The 21,349-nt window shown below is 68.6% G+C and carries 19 protein-coding genes and 2 pseudogenes; 9 read left to right on the forward strand and 12 right to left on the reverse strand.

Annotation, left to right across the window (positions count from 1 at the left end):
* Positions 1–95 precede the first annotated feature (95 nt).
* The 8 genes from ACQEU6_RS00925 to ACQEU6_RS00960 are packed head-to-tail and all read left to right on the forward strand — an operon-like array spanning position 96 to position 9,432.
* The gene (locus tag ACQEU6_RS00925) at positions 96–962 is read left to right on the forward strand and encodes an alpha/beta fold hydrolase (protein WP_499328641.1); all 867 of its coding nucleotides are present in this window, start codon (positions 96–98) and stop codon (positions 960–962) included.
* Complete coding sequence (locus ACQEU6_RS00930) at positions 959–2,698, forward strand: bifunctional 3-(3-hydroxy-phenyl)propionate/3-hydroxycinnamic acid hydroxylase (RefSeq protein ID WP_499328643.1); 1,740 nt, start codon at positions 959–961, stop codon at positions 2,696–2,698. The genes ACQEU6_RS00925 and ACQEU6_RS00930 overlap by 4 nt, the downstream gene beginning before the upstream one ends.
* Positions 2,628–3,590, forward strand: a complete 963-nt coding sequence (locus tag ACQEU6_RS00935) for a 3-carboxyethylcatechol 2,3-dioxygenase (RefSeq protein WP_499328645.1) — start codon at positions 2,628–2,630, stop codon at positions 3,588–3,590. Before ACQEU6_RS00930 ends, ACQEU6_RS00935 begins: the two co-directional genes overlap by 71 nt.
* 2 nt (positions 3,591–3,592) lie before the next feature.
* Positions 3,593–5,344: an FAD-binding protein gene (locus ACQEU6_RS00940; protein ID WP_499328647.1), complete on the forward strand. Its 1,752-nt coding sequence runs from the start codon at positions 3,593–3,595 to the stop codon at positions 5,342–5,344.
* On the forward strand, positions 5,341–6,978 hold the full coding sequence (locus tag ACQEU6_RS00945) for an FAD-dependent oxidoreductase (protein ID WP_499328649.1): 1,638 nt from the start codon (positions 5,341–5,343) through the stop codon (positions 6,976–6,978). Before ACQEU6_RS00940 ends, ACQEU6_RS00945 begins: the two co-directional genes overlap by 4 nt.
* A complete protein-coding gene (locus ACQEU6_RS00950) occupies positions 6,975–7,817 on the forward strand; it encodes an alpha/beta fold hydrolase (protein WP_499328651.1) in 843 nt (280 codons plus the stop codon). The genes ACQEU6_RS00945 and ACQEU6_RS00950 overlap by 4 nt, the downstream gene beginning before the upstream one ends.
* Entirely contained in the window at positions 7,814–8,644 is an 831-nt protein-coding gene (locus tag ACQEU6_RS00955) for a coniferyl-alcohol dehydrogenase (protein WP_499328654.1), read from the forward strand. Before ACQEU6_RS00950 ends, ACQEU6_RS00955 begins: the two co-directional genes overlap by 4 nt.
* Entirely contained in the window at positions 8,641–9,432 is a 792-nt protein-coding gene (locus ACQEU6_RS00960; protein ID WP_499328657.1) for an SDR family NAD(P)-dependent oxidoreductase, read from the forward strand. The genes ACQEU6_RS00955 and ACQEU6_RS00960 overlap by 4 nt, the downstream gene beginning before the upstream one ends.
* Before the next feature lie 176 nt (positions 9,433–9,608).
* Here the strand turns inward: ACQEU6_RS00960 and ACQEU6_RS00965 are convergent, their stop codons facing one another.
* Entirely contained in the window at positions 9,609–9,941 is a 333-nt protein-coding gene (locus ACQEU6_RS00965; protein ID WP_499328659.1) for a helix-turn-helix domain-containing protein, read from the reverse strand.
* 488 nt (positions 9,942–10,429) lie between these two features.
* A complete protein-coding gene (locus ACQEU6_RS00970; RefSeq protein ID WP_499328661.1) occupies positions 10,430–10,783 on the reverse strand; it encodes a hypothetical protein in 354 nt (117 codons plus the stop codon).
* A gap of 138 nt (positions 10,784–10,921) precedes the next feature.
* Here ACQEU6_RS00970 and ACQEU6_RS00975 point away from each other — a divergent pair, with 138 nt between their 5' ends.
* The gene (locus ACQEU6_RS00975) at positions 10,922–11,122 is read left to right on the forward strand and encodes a hypothetical protein (RefSeq protein WP_499328664.1); all 201 of its coding nucleotides are present in this window, start codon (positions 10,922–10,924) and stop codon (positions 11,120–11,122) included.
* 3 nt (positions 11,123–11,125) lie between these two features.
* Here ACQEU6_RS00975 and ACQEU6_RS00980 read toward each other — a convergent pair whose 3' ends face one another.
* The 10 genes and pseudogenes from ACQEU6_RS00980 to ACQEU6_RS01025 form a co-directional block, all read right to left on the reverse strand.
* Positions 11,126–11,392, reverse strand: coding sequence for a hypothetical protein (locus ACQEU6_RS00980; RefSeq protein ID WP_499328666.1), 267 nt, complete (start codon positions 11,390–11,392; stop codon positions 11,126–11,128).
* Positions 11,393–11,791: 399 nt separating this feature from the next.
* Positions 11,792–12,534 (reverse strand): annotated as a pseudogene (locus tag ACQEU6_RS00985) (IS5 family transposase); the annotation flags it as partial.
* A 235-nt stretch (positions 12,535–12,769) separates the two neighbouring features.
* Entirely contained in the window at positions 12,770–13,858 is a 1,089-nt protein-coding gene (locus ACQEU6_RS00990) for an IS701 family transposase (protein ID WP_499340068.1), read from the reverse strand.
* Between the two features lie 807 nt (positions 13,859–14,665).
* Positions 14,666–15,166: a hypothetical protein gene (locus ACQEU6_RS00995; protein ID WP_499328668.1), complete on the reverse strand. Its 501-nt coding sequence runs from the start codon at positions 15,164–15,166 to the stop codon at positions 14,666–14,668.
* Entirely contained in the window at positions 15,163–16,422 is a 1,260-nt protein-coding gene (locus ACQEU6_RS01000) for a hypothetical protein (RefSeq protein WP_499328670.1), read from the reverse strand. The genes ACQEU6_RS00995 and ACQEU6_RS01000 overlap by 4 nt, the downstream gene beginning before the upstream one ends.
* Positions 16,423–16,867: 445 nt before the next feature.
* Positions 16,868–17,137 carry a hypothetical protein gene (locus ACQEU6_RS01005; protein ID WP_499328672.1) on the reverse strand — a complete coding sequence of 90 codons (270 nt, stop codon included), beginning with the start codon at positions 17,135–17,137 and terminating at the stop codon, positions 16,868–16,870.
* A gap of 27 nt (positions 17,138–17,164) precedes the next feature.
* Positions 17,165–17,308 carry a transposase gene (locus tag ACQEU6_RS01010; RefSeq protein ID WP_499328674.1) on the reverse strand — a complete coding sequence of 48 codons (144 nt, stop codon included), beginning with the start codon at positions 17,306–17,308 and terminating at the stop codon, positions 17,165–17,167.
* An 86-nt stretch (positions 17,309–17,394) separates the two neighbouring features.
* A pseudogene (locus ACQEU6_RS01015) lies at positions 17,395–17,945 on the reverse strand (leucine zipper domain-containing protein); the annotation flags it as partial.
* 118 nt (positions 17,946–18,063) lie between these two features.
* A complete protein-coding gene (locus ACQEU6_RS01020; protein ID WP_499328676.1) occupies positions 18,064–20,145 on the reverse strand; it encodes a hypothetical protein in 2,082 nt (693 codons plus the stop codon).
* The gene (locus ACQEU6_RS01025; RefSeq protein WP_499328679.1) at positions 20,142–21,182 is read right to left on the reverse strand and encodes an AfsR/SARP family transcriptional regulator; all 1,041 of its coding nucleotides are present in this window, start codon (positions 21,180–21,182) and stop codon (positions 20,142–20,144) included. Before ACQEU6_RS01025 ends, ACQEU6_RS01020 begins: the two co-directional genes overlap by 4 nt.
* Positions 21,183–21,349 lie beyond the last annotated feature (167 nt).

Raw genomic sequence — 21,349 nt, forward strand, 5'->3', positions numbered from 1 at the left:
TGCATCTATAGCACTGTGTAGAGCAATATTTGCACACAGAGCCGCCGGAGCGGCCTCGGTCGCCCGGCGGCGACGTCAACACCGAAGGTGGGCATGTGACTGCGTTCGCCAGCATCTGGAGCGATCTCCAGGCCGTCCCGTTCGAACAGGGCTTCGTGTCCGCGGGCGGCCGGAGGACCCGCTACCTGCACGCCGGAGCCGACGGCGCGCCCGCGCTCGTGTTCCTGCACGGGACCGGCGGCCACGCCGAGGCATACGCCCGGAACCTGGCGGCCCACGCCGAGCACTTCTCCACGTGGGCGATCGACATGGTGGGCCACGGGTACACCGATCGCACCGGCCGCCCGCTGGAGGTCGCCGACTACGTCGAACACCTGGTGGACTTCCTGGACGCCGTGGGCATCGAGCGCGCGCACCTGTCCGGCGAATCGCTGGGCGGCTGGGTCGCCGCCCGCACGGCCGTCGACCATCCGGACCGCGTCGCCCGCCTCGTCCTCAACACCGTCGGCGGCTCGCAGGCCGACCCCGCGGTCATGGAACGCATCCGGACGCTGTCCATGCACGCGGCACGGAACCCGGACTGGGAGACGGTGCGGGCGCGGGTGCTGTGGCTGATGGCCGACAAGGACGCCGACTACGACGACATCATCGCGAGCCGCCAGCGCATCTACCGGCAGCCCGGGTTCGCCGACGCGATGAGCGACATCATGGCGCTGCAGGACCCCGAGATCCGGGCCCGGAACCTGATGGTGGCCGAGGACTACGCGAAGATCTTGGCGCCGACGCTGGTGCTGTGGACGAGCCACGACCCGACCGCCGGCACCGACGAGGGCCGCCGCGTCGCGGACATGGTGCCCGGCGCGCGGTTCGTGGTCATGGACGGCTGCGGCCACTGGCCGCAGTACGAGGACGCCGAGACCTTCAACCGCATCCACATCGACTTCCTCCGGGCGGCGCGGTGAACGCCCCGACGGGGCCCGAGGACGCCGCCCGGACGGACGCCGCGTCCGCCGACCTGCCCCCGGACCCGGACGCGGACGTCCTGATCGTCGGTGCCGGCCCGGTCGGGCTGACGCTGGCCAACGCCCTCGGCCTCTACGGCGTCCGGACGACGATCATCGAGGCGCGCGGCACCCTCATCGACTACCCGAGAGGCGTCGGGCTGGACGACGAGTCGCTCCGGGCGTTCCAGACGGTGGGCATGGTCGACCGGGTCCTGCCGCACACCAACCCGAACCAGATCATGCGCTTCGTGAACGGCAAGGGGCGCGTCCTGGCCGAGATCTCGCCCAGCGAGCAGCCGTACGGATGGCCTCGCCGCAACGGGTTCGTCCAGCCCCTGGTCGACGCCGAACTGCTGGCCGGACTCGACCGGTTCGACTGCGTGCGGGTCCGGTGGGACGCGACGCTGGACGATCTGACCCAGACCGGCGAGGCGGCCGAGGCCACCGTCGTCGACGCGCAGGGCCGCCGCGACACCCTCCGCGCCCGGTACCTCGTCGGATGCGACGGCGGGCGCAGCACGACCCGCCGCCTGCTCGGCACGACGTTCGAAGGGACGACGTCGCCCACCCGGTGGCTGGTCGTCGACCTGCGCACCGACCCGATCGGCACCCCGAACGTCTACGTCGGCGCCGACCCGCGGCGGCCCTTCGTGTCGGTGTCCCTGGCGCACGGAATCCGCCGCTTCGAGTTCATGGTGCGCGACGACGAGCCCGACGCGCTCGCCGACGACCCGGACTTCCTGAGCGGCCTGATGGCACGCCACATCCCGTATCCGCGGGACGTCGAGGTCATCCGCAAACGCGTCTACACGCACCACTCCCGCATCGCCGGGGCGTTCGGTTCCGGCCGGGTGTTCCTCGCCGGCGACGCCGCGCACCTGATGCCGGTGTGGCAGGGGCAGGGCTACAACAGCGGGATCCGGGACGCCGCCAACCTCGGCTGGAAACTCGCCGCGGTCGTCCGCGGCGACGCGGGCGCGGAGTTGCTGACCTCCTACGACGTCGAGCGCCGGACGCACGCGAAGGCGATGATCGATCTGTCGACCACCGTCGGGAAGTTCGTCTCCCCGACCAGCCGCCGCCTCGCCGCCGTCCGCGACGCCGTCGCCATGGCGGCCTCGATCGTCCCCGGCGTGAAGCGGTACATCGTCGAGATGAGATTCAAGCCGATGCCGCGGTACAGGCAGGGCGCCGTCGCCTACCTGCACTCCGACCCGTCGACCACGCCGGTCGGCCAGCAGTTCATCCAGCCGCGGGTCGACACCCGGACGGAGCAGAACCTGCTTCTCGACGACGTCCTGGGTCCCTGGTTCAGCGTCCTGTGCTGGAACAACGACCCGCGGACCGTGCTGGGCGACGAGTGCGGCCGGTGGGTGAAGCTCGGGGCGAGACTCGTCGCGCTCCGCCCGCAGTCGCAGCTGCACTCCGCCGACGCGGACGACGCCGGCATCGACGTCGTCGGCGACCGCGACGGCGCGCTGAAGCGGTGGTTCGACGGCCAGAGCGCTTCGGTCGTCTTCCTGCGGCCGGACCGGTTCGTCGCCGGGGCGTGCATCGCCCAGCATGCGCCGGAGGTGTCTCGCGCGCTCGCCGAAGCCCTGTCCCTCGACCCTGGAGAGCACGATGGCACTGGCCCTGTGCTGCATGTCGCACAGCCCGCTTCTGGAGATCACCAGGCAGCGGGCGGAGCTTGAGGCGGACGTCGCCGCGGCGATCGGATCCGCACGGCGCTTCGCCGGCGACTTCGACCCCGACGTGGTCGTCGTCTTCGTCCCCGACCATTACAACGGGTTCTTCCACCGCCTGATGCCGCAGTTCTGCGTCGGGACGCGGGCACGGACGGTGGGCGACTACGACAGCGCCGCCGGTGACCTCGACGTTCCCGAGCGGACGGCGGCCGAGCTCGCGCGCGGCGTCCTCGACCAGGGGGTCGACATCGCGGTCTCCCGCCGGATGGAGCTCGACCACGCCACCGCTCAGCCGCTCACCGCGCTGTTCGGCGCGCTGGACGCCCGCCCGGTCGTCCCGGTCTTCGTCAACGCCGCCGCCGAACCGCGCGGTCCGCTCCGGCGGGCGCGGGCGCTGGGCGCCGCGGTCGGCCGCTTCTTCGCCGACCGCCCGGAGAAGGTCCTGGTCCTCGGCTCGGGCGGGCTGTCCCACGATCCGCCGGTGCCCACCCTGGAGACGGCACCGCCGCCGATGGTGGAGCGCATCGTCGACGGCCGCCCGCTGACAGCGGAGGAGGCGGAACGCAAGCATGCGGGCGCGATCGCCGAAGGAGCCCGGCTCGCCGCCGGGACGAGCGAACGCTGGCCGCTGTCCCCGGACTGGGACCGGGCGTTCCTGGATCTCCTGGCCGGGCAGGGCCTAGACGAACTCGACCATTGGACCGACGACGACATCGGCCGCCATGGCTGCGGCGCGCACGAGATCCGGACCTGGGTGGCCGCCTACGCGGCGCTCGCCGAGCACGGGCCCTACGACGTCGTCGACCGCTACTACCGGCCGATCCCCGAGTACATCGCGGGGTTCGCCGTCACGACCGCCCGGCCCCGCGAGACCGTGCGCCCCGGAGGAGGAGTGTGAGCATGGCGCGAGAGACCGAACAGCCGGCGGAGCTCACCGTCGACGTCCTGGTGGTGGGCAGCGGCGGCGGCGGCATGACGGCGGCCCTGACCGCCCGCGCGGCCGGGCTGGACACCCTGCTGGTGGAGAAGGCGGCACGGTTCGGCGGGTCGACCGCCCTGTCCGGCGGCGGCATCTGGATCCCCGGCGCCCGCGCCCAGGTCAAGGCGGGCTACCGCCCCGATCCCGGTGAGGTGTTCGGCTACCTCAAGACGATCACCGCCGGCGAGGTCCCGGACGCGCGGCTGCGCAGGTACGTGGAAGCGGGCCCGCGGATGCTCGATCTCGTGGACCGGCTGACCGACGCGGACCTCGTCTGGAAGCCGGGCTATCCGGACTACTACCCGGAGGTGCCGGGCGGGTCGGCGCGCGGCAGCGTCATCAACCTCGAGCCGGTGGACCTGCGCGTCCTCGGGCGGGACGAGGAGAAGCTGCTGAAGCCCGAAGGGCAGGCGCCGCGCGGCATGTGGATGCGCCCGCTGGAGTTGCGGACCTTCTACACGATCCGCCAGTCCTGGCGCGGCAAGCTGATCCTGCTGCGGTTCGTGTGGCGGATGCTGCGCGCACGGGTGCTCGGCGAGCGGGTCGCCGGGCTCGGGCAGGCACTGGCCGCGCACCTGTGGCTAGGCCTGCGCCGGCTGGACGCACGCATCTGGCTCGAGTCCCCGATGAAGTCGCTCATCACCGCCGATGGCCGCGTGGTGGGAGCGGTGGTCGAACACGAGGGCCGGACCGTCCGCGTCATGGCACGGGGCGGGGTCGTTCTCGCGTCCGGCGGGTTCGACCACGACGCCGGCCTGCGCGACGAGCACCACCCGTACCTCGACGCCGACTGGAGCTTCGGCGCACCGGAGAACACCGGCGACGGCCTGCGCGCCGGCCTGGAGACCGGCGCCGCCGTGCGGCACATGGACGAGGCTTGGTGGTTCCCCACCCTCGCCTGGCCGGACGGACGCAAGCAGATGCTGCTCAACGAGCGGATGATGCCCGCCCAGTTCATCGTCAACCGCGCCGGCCGGCGCTTCATCAACGAGGCCAGCCCGTACACCGACTTCGGGCACGCGATGATCGCCGGGCGGGAGGGCGGCGTCGAGCACATCCCCTGCTGGCTGATCACCGACATCAGGTCATGGCGGCGGTACGTGATCGCCGGCCACCTGCCGCTGCCACGCATCCCGTTCGCGCCGGCCCCGACCGGCTACTCGGTGCCGAAGGCGTGGCTGGACAGCGGCGCGGTCAAACAGGCCGGCAGCTGGCCGGAGCTCGCCGCCCAGATCGGCGTGCCGGCCGCGGCGCTGGCCGAGACCGCGCGCCGGTACAACGAGCTCGCGGCCCGCGGACACGACGACGATTTCGGCCGCGGCGAAAGCGCCTACGACCACTACTACGGCGACCCGACGCTGCCCAACCCGAACCTCGCGCCGCTGGGCGAGCCGCCGTACATCGCGTTCCGGATCGTGCTCGGCGACCTCGGCACCAACGGCGGCCTGCTCACCGACGAGAACGCCCGCGTCCTGCGCAGGGACGGCGGCCCCATCGACGGCCTCTACGCCGTCGGCAACGCGTCCGCGGCCGTGATGGGACGGACCTACGCCGGTGCCGGCGCCACCATCGGCCCGGCGATGACCTTCGGATACGTGGCGGCCGAGCACGTCGCCGAACGGCTCCGGCGCCCGAGCGGCACCGCACCTTCGCGAGAGGAAGAATCAGCATGACCCACCCCGTCGACGAGACCTACGACCTGGTCGTCCTGGGCACCGGCGCCGCCGGCCTGTCCGCGGCGGTGACCGCCGCGGCCCAGGGCGCGTCGGTGGCCGTGCTGGAGAAGACCCCGAAGGTCGGTGGGACTACCGCCGTGTCCGGCGGTGTCGTGTGGGTGCCCGCCCACCGGCGACCGGACGCCCCGGTACCGCTGCCAGCCGAGGATGCGATGACCTACCTGCGGGCGCTGGCGAACGGCACGATCGACGAGCACCTAGCCGAGGTGTTCGTCCGCTCGGCGGCCCCGGCGGTCGAGTTCCTCGAAGCGCACACGCCGCTGCGGCTCTCGGTCGCCGACGGGTTCCCCGACTACAAGCCGGAGCACGATGGAGGCAAGCCGGAAGGCGGACGGTCGCTCAACCCGGCCCCGTTCGACTTCGCCGACCTCGGCGACTGGGCCGACCGGGTGACGGCGTTCCCGAAGGACTACAGCAACGTCGGGTTCGACGCCGAGACGCGGGAACGGCTCTGGGGCGGCCGCGACGGCGGGAACGGATCCGGCGGCGACGTGCGGGTGACGGGCCAGGCCCTGGTCGGAGCGCTCCTGCGCGGCCTGCTCGATCTCGGGGTCGAACCGCGCACGTCCGCGCGCGCCGTCGAGCTGAGCGTCGACGGCGGCGCGGTCACCGGTGTCGTCGTGGAGACGCCCGAAGGACGTCGAACGGTGCACGCCCGGCGCGGCGTCGTGATCGCGACCGGCGGGTTCGAGTGGGACGCGGAACTGGTCCGGACCTTCCTGCGCGGCCCGATGAACGGGCCGACATCGCCGCCGAACAACATGGGCGACGGGCTGCGGATGGCCATGAAGGCCGGCGCCGCACTGGGCAACATGACCCACGCCTGGTGGGTGCCGATCGTCCAGATCGCCGGCGACACGCTCGGCGGCCACCAGCGCAACCGCAGCGTACGGCTGGAACGCACCCGGCCGCGCAGCATCATGGTCAACCGGCACGGCCGGCGGTTCACCAACGAGGCCGGCGACTACAACAGCATGGGCGGAGCGTTCCACCAGTTCGACCCGGCGCTGTTCGAGTACCCGAACATCCCCGCCTGGATCGTGTTCGACCACGAGCACCTGGTCCGCTACGGCTTCCTCGGCGTCACCGCCGGCGACGCGGTCCCGGAGTGGTTCCACGAGTCCGCCACCCTCGCCGACCTGGCGGACGCCGCCGGGATCGACGGAGCCTCGCTCGCGGACACCGTCGGCACATGGAACCGCCACGTCGCCGACCTCCGCGACCCGGACTTCCACCGGGGCGACAGCGCCTACGACGGACACTGGGGCGACACCGCGGCGCCGACGCTCGCCGGACGCACGCTGGGACCGATCGACACCGCACCGTTCTACGCCGTGCGGGTGGACATCGGCTGCATGGGCACCAAGGGCGGCCCGCGCACCGACGACAACGGGCAGGTGCTGAACATCGACGGCCGGCCCATCAAGGGCCTGTACACGGCCGGCAACGCCATGGCCGGTACGACGGGGATGGCCTACGGAGGCGCAGGCGGGACCATCGGCCCGGCCGTCACCTGGGGCCATCGAGCCGCGCACCACGCCGTCACCGGGACGAAGGCGCCGACGATATGAGCACCGCACCCACCGTGTACCGCAGGACTGTCGAGGTCGACGGCCTCACCACCGGATATCTGGACGCCGGCGACGGTGAGCCGGTCGTGCTCCTCCACGGGGGAGAGTTCGGCGCGAACGCCGAACTCGCATGGGAGCGCACCGTCGCCGCGCTGGCGTCCTCGTACCGTGTCGTGGCACCCGATCAGCTCGGATACGGACGGACCGCGAAGGTCATCGACTTCACCGACGGGCGCGGCCTGCGGATCCGCCACGTCGCCCGGTTCTGCGAACTGCTCGGGATCACCGGGGCGACGTTCGTCGGCAACTCGATGGGCGCCGTCAACATGCTCGTCGACGCCGCGTCCGCCGCCCCGCTGCTCCCGGCCCGCCGCCTCGTGGCGATCTGCGGCGGTGGCGAGATCCTGCGCAACGACCACGTGTCGGCCCTCTACGACTACGACGCCACGCTGCCGGCGATGCGCCGCATCGTCACCGCGCTGTTCCACGACCCGGCCTACGCCGACGACGACGCGTACGTGCAACGACGGTACGACTCCAGCACCGCACCGGGCGCCTGGGAGGCGATCGCGGCAGCGCGCTTCCGCCGCCCGCGGGCCGAACGCGGGCCGGGGACGCCGGAACCGGAGTACGAACGGATAACCGTCCCGACGCTGTTCGTCGAAGGCGGCGCGGACAAGGTCAAACCGGCCGGCTGGGCGAAACAGCTGGCCGCACGGGTCGCGCACGGCCGCAGCGCGGTCGTCGACCGCGCCGGGCACTGCCCCCAGATCGAGCGCGCCGAGGTCGTCAACGATCTGCTGCTCGACTTCCTCACCGACACGCCGGAAGGACGATGACCATGCCAGAGGGCGACTACTCCGGCCGCCGCGCCGTGGTGACCGGCTGCGCGTCGGGCATCGGCGAGCAGCTCGCCGCGCAGCTCGCCACGCGCGGCGCGCAGGTGATCGGCCTTGATCGCCGGCGCCCGTCCGTCCGGGTGGAGGCGTTCCATCCGGTCGACCTCGCCGACTCCGCGTCCATCAGCGCGGCGGCCGCCGCCATCGACGGCCCGGTCGACGCGCTGTTCAACGTCGCAGGGATCTCCGGCACGGCCGGTCTCACCACCATCATCGGGGTGAACTTCGTCGGCACGCGCGAGCTCACCGAGGCGCTCCTGCCGCGCATGCCGGCCGGGGCCGCCATCGCGAACACGGGCTCGATCGCCGGCTCGCACTACCGGCGGCGCCAGGACCTCGTCGCCGGACTGCTGAACACCACCGCCCGCGACGAGGCGCGACGCTGGTGCGACGAGCATGCCGACGAGCTCGGCACGGGCTACTCCGTCTCGAAGGACGCGATCATCTGGTACACGCTCCACCGGTCGGTCGAGCTCGCCGAACGCGGCATCAGGATGAACTGCGTCTGCCCCGGTCTCACCGAGACCCCGATCCTCGCCGACTCCCGGCGTGCGCGCGGCGACGCGTTCCTCGACGGCATCCCGATGCCGCTGGGCCGGGTCGCCGAACCGGCCGAGCAGGCCGCGGTGCTCGCGTTCGCCTCCAGCCCGGGCGCCAGCTATCTCAACGGCCAGGTGCTGTGGGTCGACGGCGGTTACATGGCCGGCGTCGAGACCGGCCGGTTCCCCAACACCACCGGCGCAGCGGGCAAGGCCGACGGCTCATGACCGTCGACTATGCCGAACTGCTCCGGCTCGACGGCCGGACGCACGTCGTCGTCGGCGTCGGGCCCGGGATCGGCCGCGAGACCGCGTGCGCGCTGGCCGCCGCCGGCGCGCACGTCGTCTGCGTCGACGTGGACCCGGCCCAGGCGTCCGCGGTCGCCGAGGCCACCGGCGGGACGGCGGCGACCTGCGACATCACGAGTCCTGGACGGTTCGACCGGGTCCTGTCGGACACCGCCCGCCGAACCGGCCGCATCGACGGCGTCACCGACGTCGTCGGGCTGGTCCGGTGGGCGCCGCTTTCGGAGGCCGGCGCCGGCGACTGGGCCTGGCAGGACGGGATCGTCGCCGGCCAGGCCCTCGGCGTACTGCGGGCCGCGGTCCCTTACCTGCGCACCGCCGGCGGCGGATCGTTCACGTTCGTCGCGTCGGTGTCGGCTCTGACCAGCGCACCCGGACACGGGCTCTACGGGATGTCGAAGGCGGCGCTGCTGTCGATGGTCCGCACCGCCGCCGTCGAGCTCGGCCCCGAGATCATCCGTGTCAACGCGGTGTCGCCGGGGGCGACCCTGACACCGCACATGGTCGCCGACCCGCGGTTCGCGGAGGCGATCCGCGAGAACTCGGCACGCACCCCGCTCGGACGCTTGGCGTCGCCGGCCCACATCGCCGCCGCCGCGCTGTTCCTGTCCAGTGGCCTGGCGGCCCATGTGACCGGGCACAACCTCGTCGTCGACGGAGGCCTGAGCATCACATGGCCTCTCGCGCGACCCGATCATTCGGCCATCTGACCGTGCCGCGCACCGCCACGAGCGGAGCAGGGAGAGCCATGCCGATCAGGCGCGCGATTCGGTGACGCCGCGTGACGCCGCGCTGGGCGAACAGGTTTGGAACATTCGTTCTCGTGTAGTTCCAGCGAGGTGCTTCGCAAGCCATCTGACGCTGGCAATGCTGAGGCGTGATGCCGTCACCCCCCGGGCTGGGAGGCGGTGGCGTTCCGCCTTCGTCGGCCAGACGGTTGGTGCTTCCGTCTTCGACAGTGGAGGGTGAGCTGGCGGGCGCGTAAGGCGAGCTGCATCTCGAATCGCCAGTCGAGGTCATTGAGACGGCCGGGGAAGATCTCTTCGAGGCGGCGCATGCGGTAGCGGACCGTCTGCGGGTGCACCTGGAGGAGCGAGGCGACTTCGATGACCGACCCGCCGGTGCTGATCCAGGCGAGGAGCGCTTCGCAGAGGCGGTCGCGCTGCTCCTTCTTGAGCTCGGAGAAGGGAGCCAGCGTTCGCCGGTACAGCACACGCATGACGGCGTCGTCCCTGAGCAGGTGCATCGTGGCGAGGTGGTCCTCGCTGCGGACGTGCTCCTCGTCGGGGAGGATGTCCCGCGATTTCAGGGCCAGTGTCTGGCGGGAGTCTGCCTTGCGGCATGCCCGGCAGGCCGGTGTGCAGGGAGCCCGCGTCCTGCAGAATTAGCGGTAGGGGCTGCCGACCTGCGCCCATGCCGCCTCCCAGAGGCCCACCAGTGCACCGATCCCGTCCGGCCGACCGCGGGCATCACCACAGGTAGCGAGGGGGCGAGTCGCCGACAGCGCGGGCGCGGCGCAAGGCTTCGCTCCCGGATGCACACTGACCTGCGGTGGCGCCTAGTGCACAGCGACCGGTTTCATAGATCGGACCGGCTCCGAGGCGCGCGGAGCATTTACTAACGATGGGTGGCGCAGGCTTGTGAACCCGCAGCGGGTGAGCGGCGGCCGAATGCTGGGGATGTGGCGGCACCGGCCCCGCCGGGGGTTCAGTGCTGCTCGCTCTCCGGCAGGTCACCGCGGGCCTGCATTTCGCGCAATGCCTCGTCGGCGGCTTTGATCTCGGCGTGGTACTGCCGGTGCACCTTGTAGGTGCGGTCGAGTTCGATCCGGTGGTACAGCCCGGTCGGCTCGCCGAAGCGGAACTCGCGAGGGAGACGCTGCACGCCGCCGCGGCCCACGACCAGGATTGCGCGGTCGGTGGCCATGAACGTCGCCGCTGGGACGGTGAAGATCCACCAACCGGTCTGTGCGATGAACCCCGTCTGGATCTGCTCCCCTGGCTCCAGGTGCGGCGCGGCCCGCTTGGCGATCAATTCGCGCCGTCGTTCCTGATAGCCCATGACTTCCCTCCGAAGCGAGATGTGCCTGCATCGCAAGCGCTTGTTTCTGAACCGGGAGCGTCGCTGATCGTCCCGGACGTGATACCAGCAGGCGGGCAGACGCCCCAGGCCGGGGCCGGCGAGGGCGATACTGAGTCGATGTTCGTCCCGATGAGCCCGCTTTCCTGCTTGGTGTTCGGCCTCACCTTCATTGGCCTGGGCTGTTGGATGGCCCTGTTCAACGATCCGATGGCGGTCCGCAGTTTCGGGGGGCTGTTCCTGCTGATAGGTGCGGGCATGGTGGCTGGTTGTATCTGGCTGCGTCGGTCGGGTGTGAACTGGTTCCAGACCTGGTTCTAGCGTTCACCGGGCGGGTTGGATGCGCAGAACGGCGGCGGTGCCGAGGATCTTGACGACTTCCAGGCTCATGGTGTTGTTGATGGTCGCGGCGGTTCCCTTGTCGCAGCTCAGCCGGACACCGCCGCCCTGCGACGAAACGCTGCCACCGCCCGAGCAGCCCGAAATGCTGTAGCCCGACCCCGTCAGCGGCGCGACCATCTCGACCGAGCGGCCATTGATCGCCGTCACCTCGATCGGGCCGAGGCCGTACTTTCCCGGCACTGTCACCACGTCCCCTACGGCGACCTTGATTTCACACGTCCCGTCAGCACACGGCCCGGTCGGCGTGGGCTCGGGCGCCGGCGACCCGGAGCCCGACCTGCCGGGATGGCCCGTGGCGGGAGACCCGTTCGAAGAATCCGAGGAACACGACGGGAGGGCGGCGAACATGACAGCGACAACAACGGCGACGGCGGTCGATGACCTTCTTCGCATCGTGGTCACCATGGAACCGCAGCATTGCCGGGGATGGTCGGCGAACGACGCACATTTTTGTCATCGGCACCCCCGGTTCTCCATCAGTTCTCAGCGCTCCCCGCGCGCCAGAGGGTTTCGGCGAAGTCGCCCCGGCGCCGCCCTCGAACCGGACGCCGTGGAAGGCGACCGTGCCGCTCCGGGAACGAGTTCACCGTTGGCCCGCTGGTCCCTCGGCTCGGGAATGGTGTGCCGGATCTTGCGTCGCCGCAGGTAGCGGCGGTTCTTTCCAGAGCTGTAGGCCTTGTCGGCGCTGACGCTGCCGGGCCGGGTCCGGGGCCGGCCCGGCCCGACACGGGGCACCGAGATCTTCTCCATCACCGCCTCGAACTGCGGGCTGTCCCCGTGCTGCCCCGGCGTCAGAACCAAGGAGAGCGGTCGGCACCGGCCGTCGGCCGACAGGTGGATCTTGGTGGTGAAGCCACCACGTGAACGGCCTAGGCACTCGGCTACCTGACCACCTCCGCGAGGCGGACGCACAGGCTCCCCAGCACCGGATCGCCCCGCTTCGTCCCGCCCTGGGACCCCTTTTGAGCAGCAACCACCGGCGGCGCCGCCCGTGGTGCGCCGGCGGCGTGCTGGTGGGCCCGCGCCGTGGTGGAGTCCACCGACACCTCCCAGTCGATCGCGCCCTCGGCGTCCTGGGCCGCCTGGACCCGCGCCAGCAGCAACTCCCAGGTCCCATCGGCCGACCAGCGACGATGCCGCTTATAGACCGTCTCCCACGACCCAAAACGCTCCGGCAGGTCCCGCCACGGCACACCCGTCCGGACCCGGAACAGCACACCGTTGATGACCACCCGGTGATCACTCCACCGGCCACCACGCCCACCACCACGAGGCAGAAGCGGCTCCAGCCGCTCCCACTCACCATTCGTCAGATCCCCACGGCCACCCATGCCGAACAGCCTGAACCCAAACCCCTGATCACCTCAGGAGATCCAGGAAACAGGACCTAGTACTGCAACGACAGGTTGTGTCTCTCGCGTCTGCGATAGTGGCTGTCTCTGGCTCGTTGCTGGGCGCGTCTTCTCCATTCAGACCATTTCAGAGCGTGGTCGATGAAGTGTGTGGTGCGCATTACGACGCGGTTCCACAGGCGACGGATCTCGTTGATGCTCAGCGGGCGAATACCTACCGGCAGGTATTCGAGATCTCCCCTTTTTGGCAGGCCCGCTGGAGCCTGAGCAGGAAGGCGGAAGCAGCCATGGACAAAGTGATGTGCCGATACCAGGCCTGGTAGCCGCGGACCTGATAGTGGTCGAATCCTGTCTCATTCTTGGCCGCTTGAAAGCACTCCTCGATGGCCCACCTACTGCCCGCCACACGCACCAATTCCTTGAGGAGAGTCTGCTCTGGGGCGAAGCAGATGTAGTAGGCGATTTCATTCGGATCGCTGATGCTTCTGCGCGCAAGAAGCCAGTGCCCTGCTCCGGGTTCACGAAATGGTCTGATGTCGACAGCAGCCCAGTCGTACAACCGTGGACCATGAGCTCCGTCTCCGCAGCTCAGCCGCTGCCACGCGTCCTCCTCCAGTTCGTCGATCAAGTGGTGGACACGCTCCTGGGTCAGCTTCATCGAGATCACCATCTGCGTTTTGGGAACGGCGACCACGTGGGCGATGCCGCGTTCTTCCATCCACCACCGCAGCCGCCACACCTGCCCGTAGGCCGCGTCCGCGGTGACCCACCGGAAGGGGATCCCCGATGCGACCACCCGTTCAAGTAAGGCCTTGCCCAGATCGGGCTTGGTGGCGAACTCCACTTCATCGCCGATACCCGCCTGGCGGCACCGTTTACGGTCTTCAGTCCACGACTTCGGCAGATAAAGCTCACGATCGATTAGCGCCCGCCCCGCAGGACTCGCATAGGCGCAGAAAACGCCAATCTGACAGTTCTCGATCCTGCCGGCGGTCCCTGAATACTGGCGGGCCACCCCAGCGGACCGCATGCCCTTCTTTAGGAACCCTGTGTCATCAAGAATCAGCACACCCTGTTCAGGGTCCCCGATGGATTTAGCGACCATAGTACGAATGTCGTCCCGCAAACCATCCGTGTCCCAGGCGTAGAAGTTCAGTAGACGCTGAAGACGCTCAGGACCATTCTCACCCGACATCTCAGCAAGAGTCCATCCGTTCTTCCGCTCCAACTCGCTCAGGAGTCCACGCAGGTAGGAGGCTGCCTGGCGGCGTGACTCCACCCGGGGAAAACGATGAGCGAACATAGCCAGAAAGTCAGAGAATTCCCGCGACCAGGCTTCGACATCGATCGTGACCACCACCACTGCCTACCGTACGCAGCGCCGTGATCACAACCTGTTGTTGCAGTACTAGACCCTCCGGGACCTCGGGCCAACCGAAGGCGGTGCAGCTGACCAGTGCCACCATCGCCGCGAACCTGGCGACGATCGCGCCATGGGAGGTCGGCCCGGGATCGGTCGTGTGCGTCCCCGCGCCGCTGTTCCAGCGTCTCGGGGACGGGACGGCTCTTCTGCTGCCTGGGCCGGAGAGCGCGGTCGGTCTTCCTTATCGACGCCTCGCCCGAGGGCCTCCTGCGCGTGCTGGCGGACGTCCGAGCCACGCACATGCTGAGCGTCCCGGCGGTCGTCCGGACCCTGGGCAGAGCCCGGCGGTGGCGGCCGCCGACCTGAGGAGCCTGGAGACCCTCGTCTACGGCGGATCATCGATGCCGCCCGCGGTGATCGAGGGAGGCGTGCACGGCGCTCGCCTGCGACCTCGTGCAGAGCTACGGGGTGATCGAGGCGCGCAGGCCCATCACGTTCCTCGGCTCAAGTGGCCACCGCGCGGGAGACGCGCGGCTGGTCTCCGCCGGGTGTGCCGCCGAAGGGGCGGAGGTACAGATCCGCGATCCCGCGACAGAGAAGGAGCTGCTGGCAGCCGAGGGGAACGTCTGCACTTGGTATCCAGCTTCCGGAGCCGGCTCAGCCGGTCGCCGGAGATGTGGGCATCTGCTCACCCGGCCGGGTCTTCGGCCTTGTATCCGAAGGGACGTACGTCCGCTCTCTTGAAGGTCAGTTCGACTTCGATGACAACGTCTTCGCCCGGGTCGCGATGTCATCATCTTCCAGGCGTACATGGCGGACGGCGAGGTCGGATGTGATGCGGCGTAGCACTTTCAGCCACTCGGCTACGAAAGAGTCGATACTTACGGTCAACTGACTTCTCTCGTTGAGAACAAATTCGTAGCTTCCATGAACGCTGTCCCAGCGCGAATCGATTCTGAGGGAATCTCCGTCGCGTGCGATGTTCCATTCGGTGGAGAAAGTGTCGGATCCCCAGTGGATCTGTGTCCGGGAAAACTCCGGATTTTGGACCTCTTCAAGCAGCGGGACCAGGTCATCAAGCAGGACGGGAATATCGTAACGGTATTCGAGTCGCACGGGGACGCGGTTCCAGAACAAGATGGCGTCTTCGGTATCCATGGGATACATCTGCCCTGTTGCGTCCGCCATGTCCTCGGCCGACTCGACCTTCAGGGTCTCAGGGTTTCCTGTTTGCAGCCAAAAATTCATTTACTTCCACCTCGGGTGAGCGGGTAAGCGTGGACCTTGCCGTTGGGGTAGACCTTGACGAAAATGCTGTCCGGTGTGCTTGTCGCGCCGTCTGGATGATACTCTATACAGTCATGCCCTTCGGGCAGTCTGAAGAAGCCCGTTTTCTTCGGTCCCAGTTCGGCCCCGCACTCCGTCGCGTACCGGACGTCTGCTGCGCTACCGAACTGCCCTTGCGGCCGACCATCTCTTATCGCGCGAGCCATTCCTTCAGACCAGTCGACACCGTGCTTTGCGGCCTTGAGCAGAGCAGCTTCGGGCTTGTATCTCTGACCGTCTCTTTCGAAGCCTTTGCCGACTTCCTCTGTCTGTTTCCTCTTGCTGAGACCGTCGAGATGCTGCTGGCTCTGCTCGAAGGATCGCTGCTGCTCCTCCGTGACGGGACTCGTCACTTCTGGCTCAGGCCGCGAGTCCCCCTGGCTCGGGGCCTTCGCCGGCTCCTCAGGCGGCCTGTCGTCCTCGCCGTTGCCCTCGCCGTCGTTGTCGCCGCCGCTGTCGTCGGTGTCACTGTCGTCGCTGCCGCCGGGTGGTGTCTCGGTCACTGGGGGCTGTGTTTCGGGCCCGGGCTCCTGCCCGCCCGTGTTTTCGTTTCCAGGCGGGGCATTTTGATCGCCGTGTTCGCTGAGGGGTTGTTGTCCGGTGTCCTTGGGGGGCAGGGTGTCTTTGAACTTGGCGCGTAGTTGCTCTGCGTATTCGTGTTGTGCTTCGCGGGCGCGGGCGAGGCTTTCCAGGCGGGAGGGCGGCTGCTGGGGTGGTTGGAGGTCGTCGGTCTTTTCCCCGGTGGAGCTGCCGCTGTCCTGGGGGCGTGGTTCCTGGTTGTCGTGGTTGCCCTGGGCGCCAGCCTTGCCGGTTTCGGATCGGCCGGTCTTGGCTTCGCAGTCGTCGTTGCCGCGTTCGTCCTCGTCCTGGCGTGGGTTCTCGGGCTCGGCCTGGGCGGGGCTTTCTGCTTCCGGGCTGCCGTTGCCCGTCTTGGCCGGGTCGGTTTTGTCGTCGTCAGATTCGGTGGGCTGGGGGCCGGAGGAGTCGGTTATTTCGGTCTCGGGGTCCTTCCTGGCGTCCGGCTTGGCGCCGGTCGGGGTGCCACTCTGCGTCTGTGCCTTCTCGCGGGTCCGGTCGGCGGTGGAGCCGTTGGTCTTCGGGTCGCGGTCGCCGGACTGCCCGGTGTCGGCATCGGGTCGCCCCGGAAACTTCCAGCCTGCTGCGGAGAGGCTGTCCATGCGGGGCGTTTTCCCGTCCGCTCCGGGATGGTCGTGCGATGACGTGCCACCGGCGTCGGGTGGGGTGGGCTTGTCGGTGGTCTCCGGGCCTTTGCCCGGCCCACCAGGGGGACTGTCCACGCCCACGCTCGTCAACCCTTCAACGGAGGGAGGCGCGCCGGTTCTCAGGGCATCTGTCGGGCGGCCCGCCAGGCACGGCCCTTGACGCACGGGGCTGACGTCAGGGCAAACCGTGCCCCATGTGATCGCGCACGTGCAAGCTTTGCATGTGCAGAAGTCGACGTCTCGGGGGTCGACATGCGTCCTGGGCCTCTCGGAGCTAGTAGGCAACCAGTTTGTTTATATTTGAGAGCCTTTTAAGCTAAATAATTGCCATAGTTGATCATATTTAAGTGATGTGGAGCTGGCATATTTATGGAGGTCTGTGGTGTTCCGTTTGGCACCATCACGATCTGGGGCATCCGCTCGGCGCGTCACCCCTCTGCAGCAGCGGGTTCGGGACGAGGGTGCCGATCACGGTGACCGCGACGAGCACGACCAGGCCGCGTCCCTGCGTGACCGGGACGCCTTCACCGGCGAGCTCGGTCACGAGCTCGAACACCCGTTTCGGGGGCACCAACTCCTCGACTGCGGCGGCCGCCTTGCGCAGGATCTTGACCTCGTTCTCCAGCTCTTGGATTCGCTGGTTGGCCGCGGCGAGGGCTGCCGACTCCACCGCTCCGGCGCTGGGGGCTTTGACTCCTCACTCGACGAGATCGCGTGAAGGCCACCGGTGCAGACACGACTCGGCGATGCCGAGCGCTGCCGCGGCCTCGCGGACGTTCTGCCCGGATTCGACAAGGTCCAGGGCCTTGCGACGGAACTCGGGCGGATACGGCTTGGGCATGAGAGGGCGATCCTTCGATGTCACCAAGCCCGTGGTCTCAACAATCGAGTCCGGAGAAGCAGGGGAATATCAAGCCGTCCGTGCTACCGGGGAACCTCAGGGCGGGTGCGTTTGTGGGTGATGCCGGCTGCGGTGAGGGTGTCGCGCCACAGGTGTGAGCGGTAGCACGAGCCGTTTTCGGTCAGGACGCGGGTGATGGTGATCCCGGCGGTGGCGAAGAACGCCTGCGCCCGCTGCCTGAACGCGACCGCTAATTGTTGGGTCTCGTCGGGGCGCATTTGGGTGCAGGCCAGGCGGGCCAGGTCGTAGCGGGTCAGCCCTTGGTGCACCGTGGAGGGATGGACGCCCAGCAGGTAGCCAATGCGGGCCGGTCCCCACCGGCGCAGCACATGTACCTTGATGATGCGGCCCTCGGTGCGGGTCGGGGTGCGGCGCGGACTGCGGTGCTGGTGGGGCTGGAGCGGTCGGCCATCCCGGCCTCGCCCTGCGCGCGGTACCGGGCCGCCCACCGCTTGGCCGTGGTGGGCGAGACCTGGAACCGCTCGGCAGCCCGCCGCAGCGGCCACTTGTCATCGACCACGCAACGGGCCAGGCGCAGGCGTCCGGTCTCGGTCAGTGGGGCGTTACGGTGGGGCATGAGGGCCTCCTGGGGAGCCGGTGCAGATGTCGCAATCCACACCGAACCCGGAGGCCCTCCCTCATGCCAAGATCATCCGACCGTGTCCCTGCTTTCACAACCTTCGTGGGCGGTACAACTAGAGAATGATCTGGTCAGCGCGCAGCCGGGCGTGCCGGGCCCAGTCGGCGCCCTCGGCCGCAACCTGTTCCAGGATCCGCAGCGCACTGCTCACGCCTGAGTCGTCTAGAGCCAGCCGCCGCAAGTAGATCGTGTCGTCTCCGAGGCCCTCGTCCACCTCGGCCAGATGTTCCACGGTCACGTCGAAACGCTGCCGGTTGATCAGGACCAGCCGGAACAGTTGCAACACCACCGGCTCTTGGTCCGAATCCGACGTCGCCTTCGGACCCGGCTTCTCTTCCGCCTCCGTGTCTGGCTTCGGAGCCGGTGATCGGTGCTTGCGCTGTCCTTGGGGGAGTACGTTCCGCCCGCTCTCGCTGAAGCAGATCCCGAACTCGATGATGCTCGCTGAGGCGACCGCGTCGTAGCGGAACGCTGTCCGCTGCTGGTCACTAAGCGTTCCGCTGGCGAAGTCCAGGTGCACGACGATCTGCCTGACGCCGGCGCTGGTCAGCAGGTAGATCCACAGGATGTATGCCGAGTAGCGCCAGGGGCCGCGGCGGACCCGCGAACGTCGGGAGCCTGGTGCCGGTTCGCTGAGCACTGCCTCGGCGATGACGTCCTCGCTCTCCAGCCCGTACTGGTTCAGTACCAGGGTGCGGAAGTAGTGCTTGTCGTCGTCCAGCCAGCGGGCCATCTCAGTGTCTTCGGGCCGGTTGGCCAGCTCTCTCAACCGGTCCTCGTAGAGCTTCTGCTCGACGCGCAGCCGTCGGGCCGCCAGGACTCGCTCACCGTTTCTGCGTAGCAGCCTGACCAGTAGGACATCCCCGCGGCTTGCAGGAAGCAGGACGCCGGCGCAGAAGACGAGGCCGATCGGACCGGCCGCGCGTGTCGGCTCGGTGAGGAAAATGCGGATCACCGTGCCAAGCGCGGTGGCCGCGAGAGCGAGGGCGGCGCAGTCGAATCCAAGCGTAGCCTTCGACCGCATTCTGAGCTTCCCCGCACGGAAGCGCTTCCAGGCGTCCTGGGCATGTCTTTTGATCAGGTAGTCGATGCCTCCCGGCGGTACCTTGGGGCTGCCGTAGACGCTCGCGTACTCCCTGACCAAAGCCGACCGGAGGGGCCTGGTCGCCGCAATCCAGCCTTCGGTACTGTCGCCGTCGGATGCGTTCCGCCGGACCTGCTCGAAGACTCGCTTCACAGCGGCGGCCATTTTTCTCATTGTCTCAGGTGCCGGATCGTCCTGCCATTGGGAGAATCGCGCAGGGAACCGGGTTGGCGCGTACCAGGCGAGCAGCGCACAGCAGCCGAGCGCCGACACCGCGAGCATCAACCCCACGCCGCCGCCATGGCGAAACGACAAAGTCTCGCCCCACACAAAGCCGGTTAAGCCCATGGTGATGGTGACGGTGAAGAATGCCGCTCGAACCGGATGGAGGGTTGGCTTGGGCGACAGGGTGTCTTGCGGCGGGTAGGGGACCGGTTCGAAGAACTTGGGCACTCTCTCCTTGCGCTTGTTTCCGAGCCTTTGATCGCGGATCCGCTCGGAGTAGGCGTGCTCGAACTGCCGCCGTATTCCGGTCGTAAGCAGAGAGTCCAGGTGGCGGCGGATTTCCTCGCGCCGGGCCTCGGGCAGATCCTCGAACGAGGCCAGGATCTGATCCATCCTTGCCGTTCCGGCCGTGTCTCCTTGCGGTCCCTGAAGTAGTACGACCAGGTTCTTGATGACCGTCGCGGCGGTATGCCAGGGGTCCTGGCTCTGCTGGACCTGCTTCCAGGCGCTTTGGAGAGCATCACGGGCCTCCGTGTCCAGGTCGGCCAGTGCCTTGCCGCTCAGGATGGCCAGCATCCAGTAGTAGGCGGCCTCGCTCGTTCGGTATTTCTGACCGATCACCGATACCAGCAGTCCCTGCGCTGGTCCAGGCATGAGCGCGGAGAGGTAGTTCTTGGCGACCTGGAGTTTGCGCTCGGGAGGATCGTCCGGATCGGCGAGGTAGATGGTGACCTCGCCGTTGAAGATGCCCTGCGCGCCGGTCGTCCCCCGGGTGCTGGAGAATGAGGGCGCCTGCCCGTCTCCGTGAGTTGCTTCCTGGCCGCTCACGACGCCTGCCCGTCGGTGTCATCCTGGTCGTTCTCCGGCTTTTCGGCCTGCTCGGGGCTGGTCACCTGTGACACACCACCGAGGTTGATGACGACCTTCTCGTTGAACTCTCCTGCCTGCGCCGCGATGACCGAATTATCGTTGTCGAAGACAGGACGGTCGTGCTGCTCACCCATGGTCGTCGTTTCTTTCGTTTGGGCCGTGATGGAGTTGATGCGACGAGCGCCCGCCGAACTTGGAGGTTGAAGGCGCGCGAGGGCGGTGCCCTGAGGCCCTGCCAGTTCGGGGTCGTGTGCCTCGATGCGCCGGGCCAGTTCGGTGAGTGGACGACCGACAGGACGGTCGAGCGCGTGCCTGAAGCGCTCCTCGGCCCGGCGGAAGACACCGAGAGGGGCGTTGGAACCGCCGGTGCGGTAGGCAGTGATCATCCACATGGCCACGAACGACTCGTCGAGCAGCGACTCCGCGTTGTCGTCAAGCATCCGGCATTCTTCCGCCACCTGCTCGTGGCCGCCGTTTCGTGCGATGTGCTCCAACCTGAAGAGGTGGGCGTCGCGGTGCTCGGCTCGCAGCTTCTCGCGGTTGCTGTCGGCCCAGGTGCTGCGGACGCCCACCAGGGGCCGGCCGTACAGACCGTGGCCTTCGGTCCACTCTGCTAAGGCGTCGCTCATCATTCTCACCGCCGCGTCCCCGTTAAGCGTCTTCGCCTTCGAGGCTTTCGCTCGGAAGCGATGTACGTCGGCTTCCTCCTGGTGCATCAGGAGCCTGTAGGCGTCGCCCACGTCGGGCAATGGGTCGACCACCTCGGGATCGAGCGCGCGGAGGTGCTGGCGGAGTTCGCTGACGATCCGGATTAGTCGGGTCTCTCGACCGACCGGTTCGGGCTCGTCCCAGATGATCTCCATCAATCGTTGCCGCGGGACGGGCCGGCCGAGCTCCATGACGAGCACCGCGAGCAACGCTTGGCCCTTCTGCTGGAGCGGAATCTCGCGCTCGGTTCCCAGGGCCGCGACGGGACCGAGGACTTGGTACTTCACGACTGCCTCCTCAAGCACATCAGACGCGAACGCGCAGTTACGGACAGCGGATGGAAGGTGGAGCGAGAAAGGGGTGAAACCGGAGTGAGGACGGATCGGCTGCGGACTCACGGCGGAGCTGTGCCGTGGAGTCTGGTGGCAGCGCGGAACACCGCGAAGCGACACGA

This window comes from Spirillospora sp. CA-108201 (assembly GCF_050936235.1).
Classification (GTDB): domain Bacteria; phylum Actinomycetota; class Actinomycetes; order Streptosporangiales; family Streptosporangiaceae; genus Spirillospora.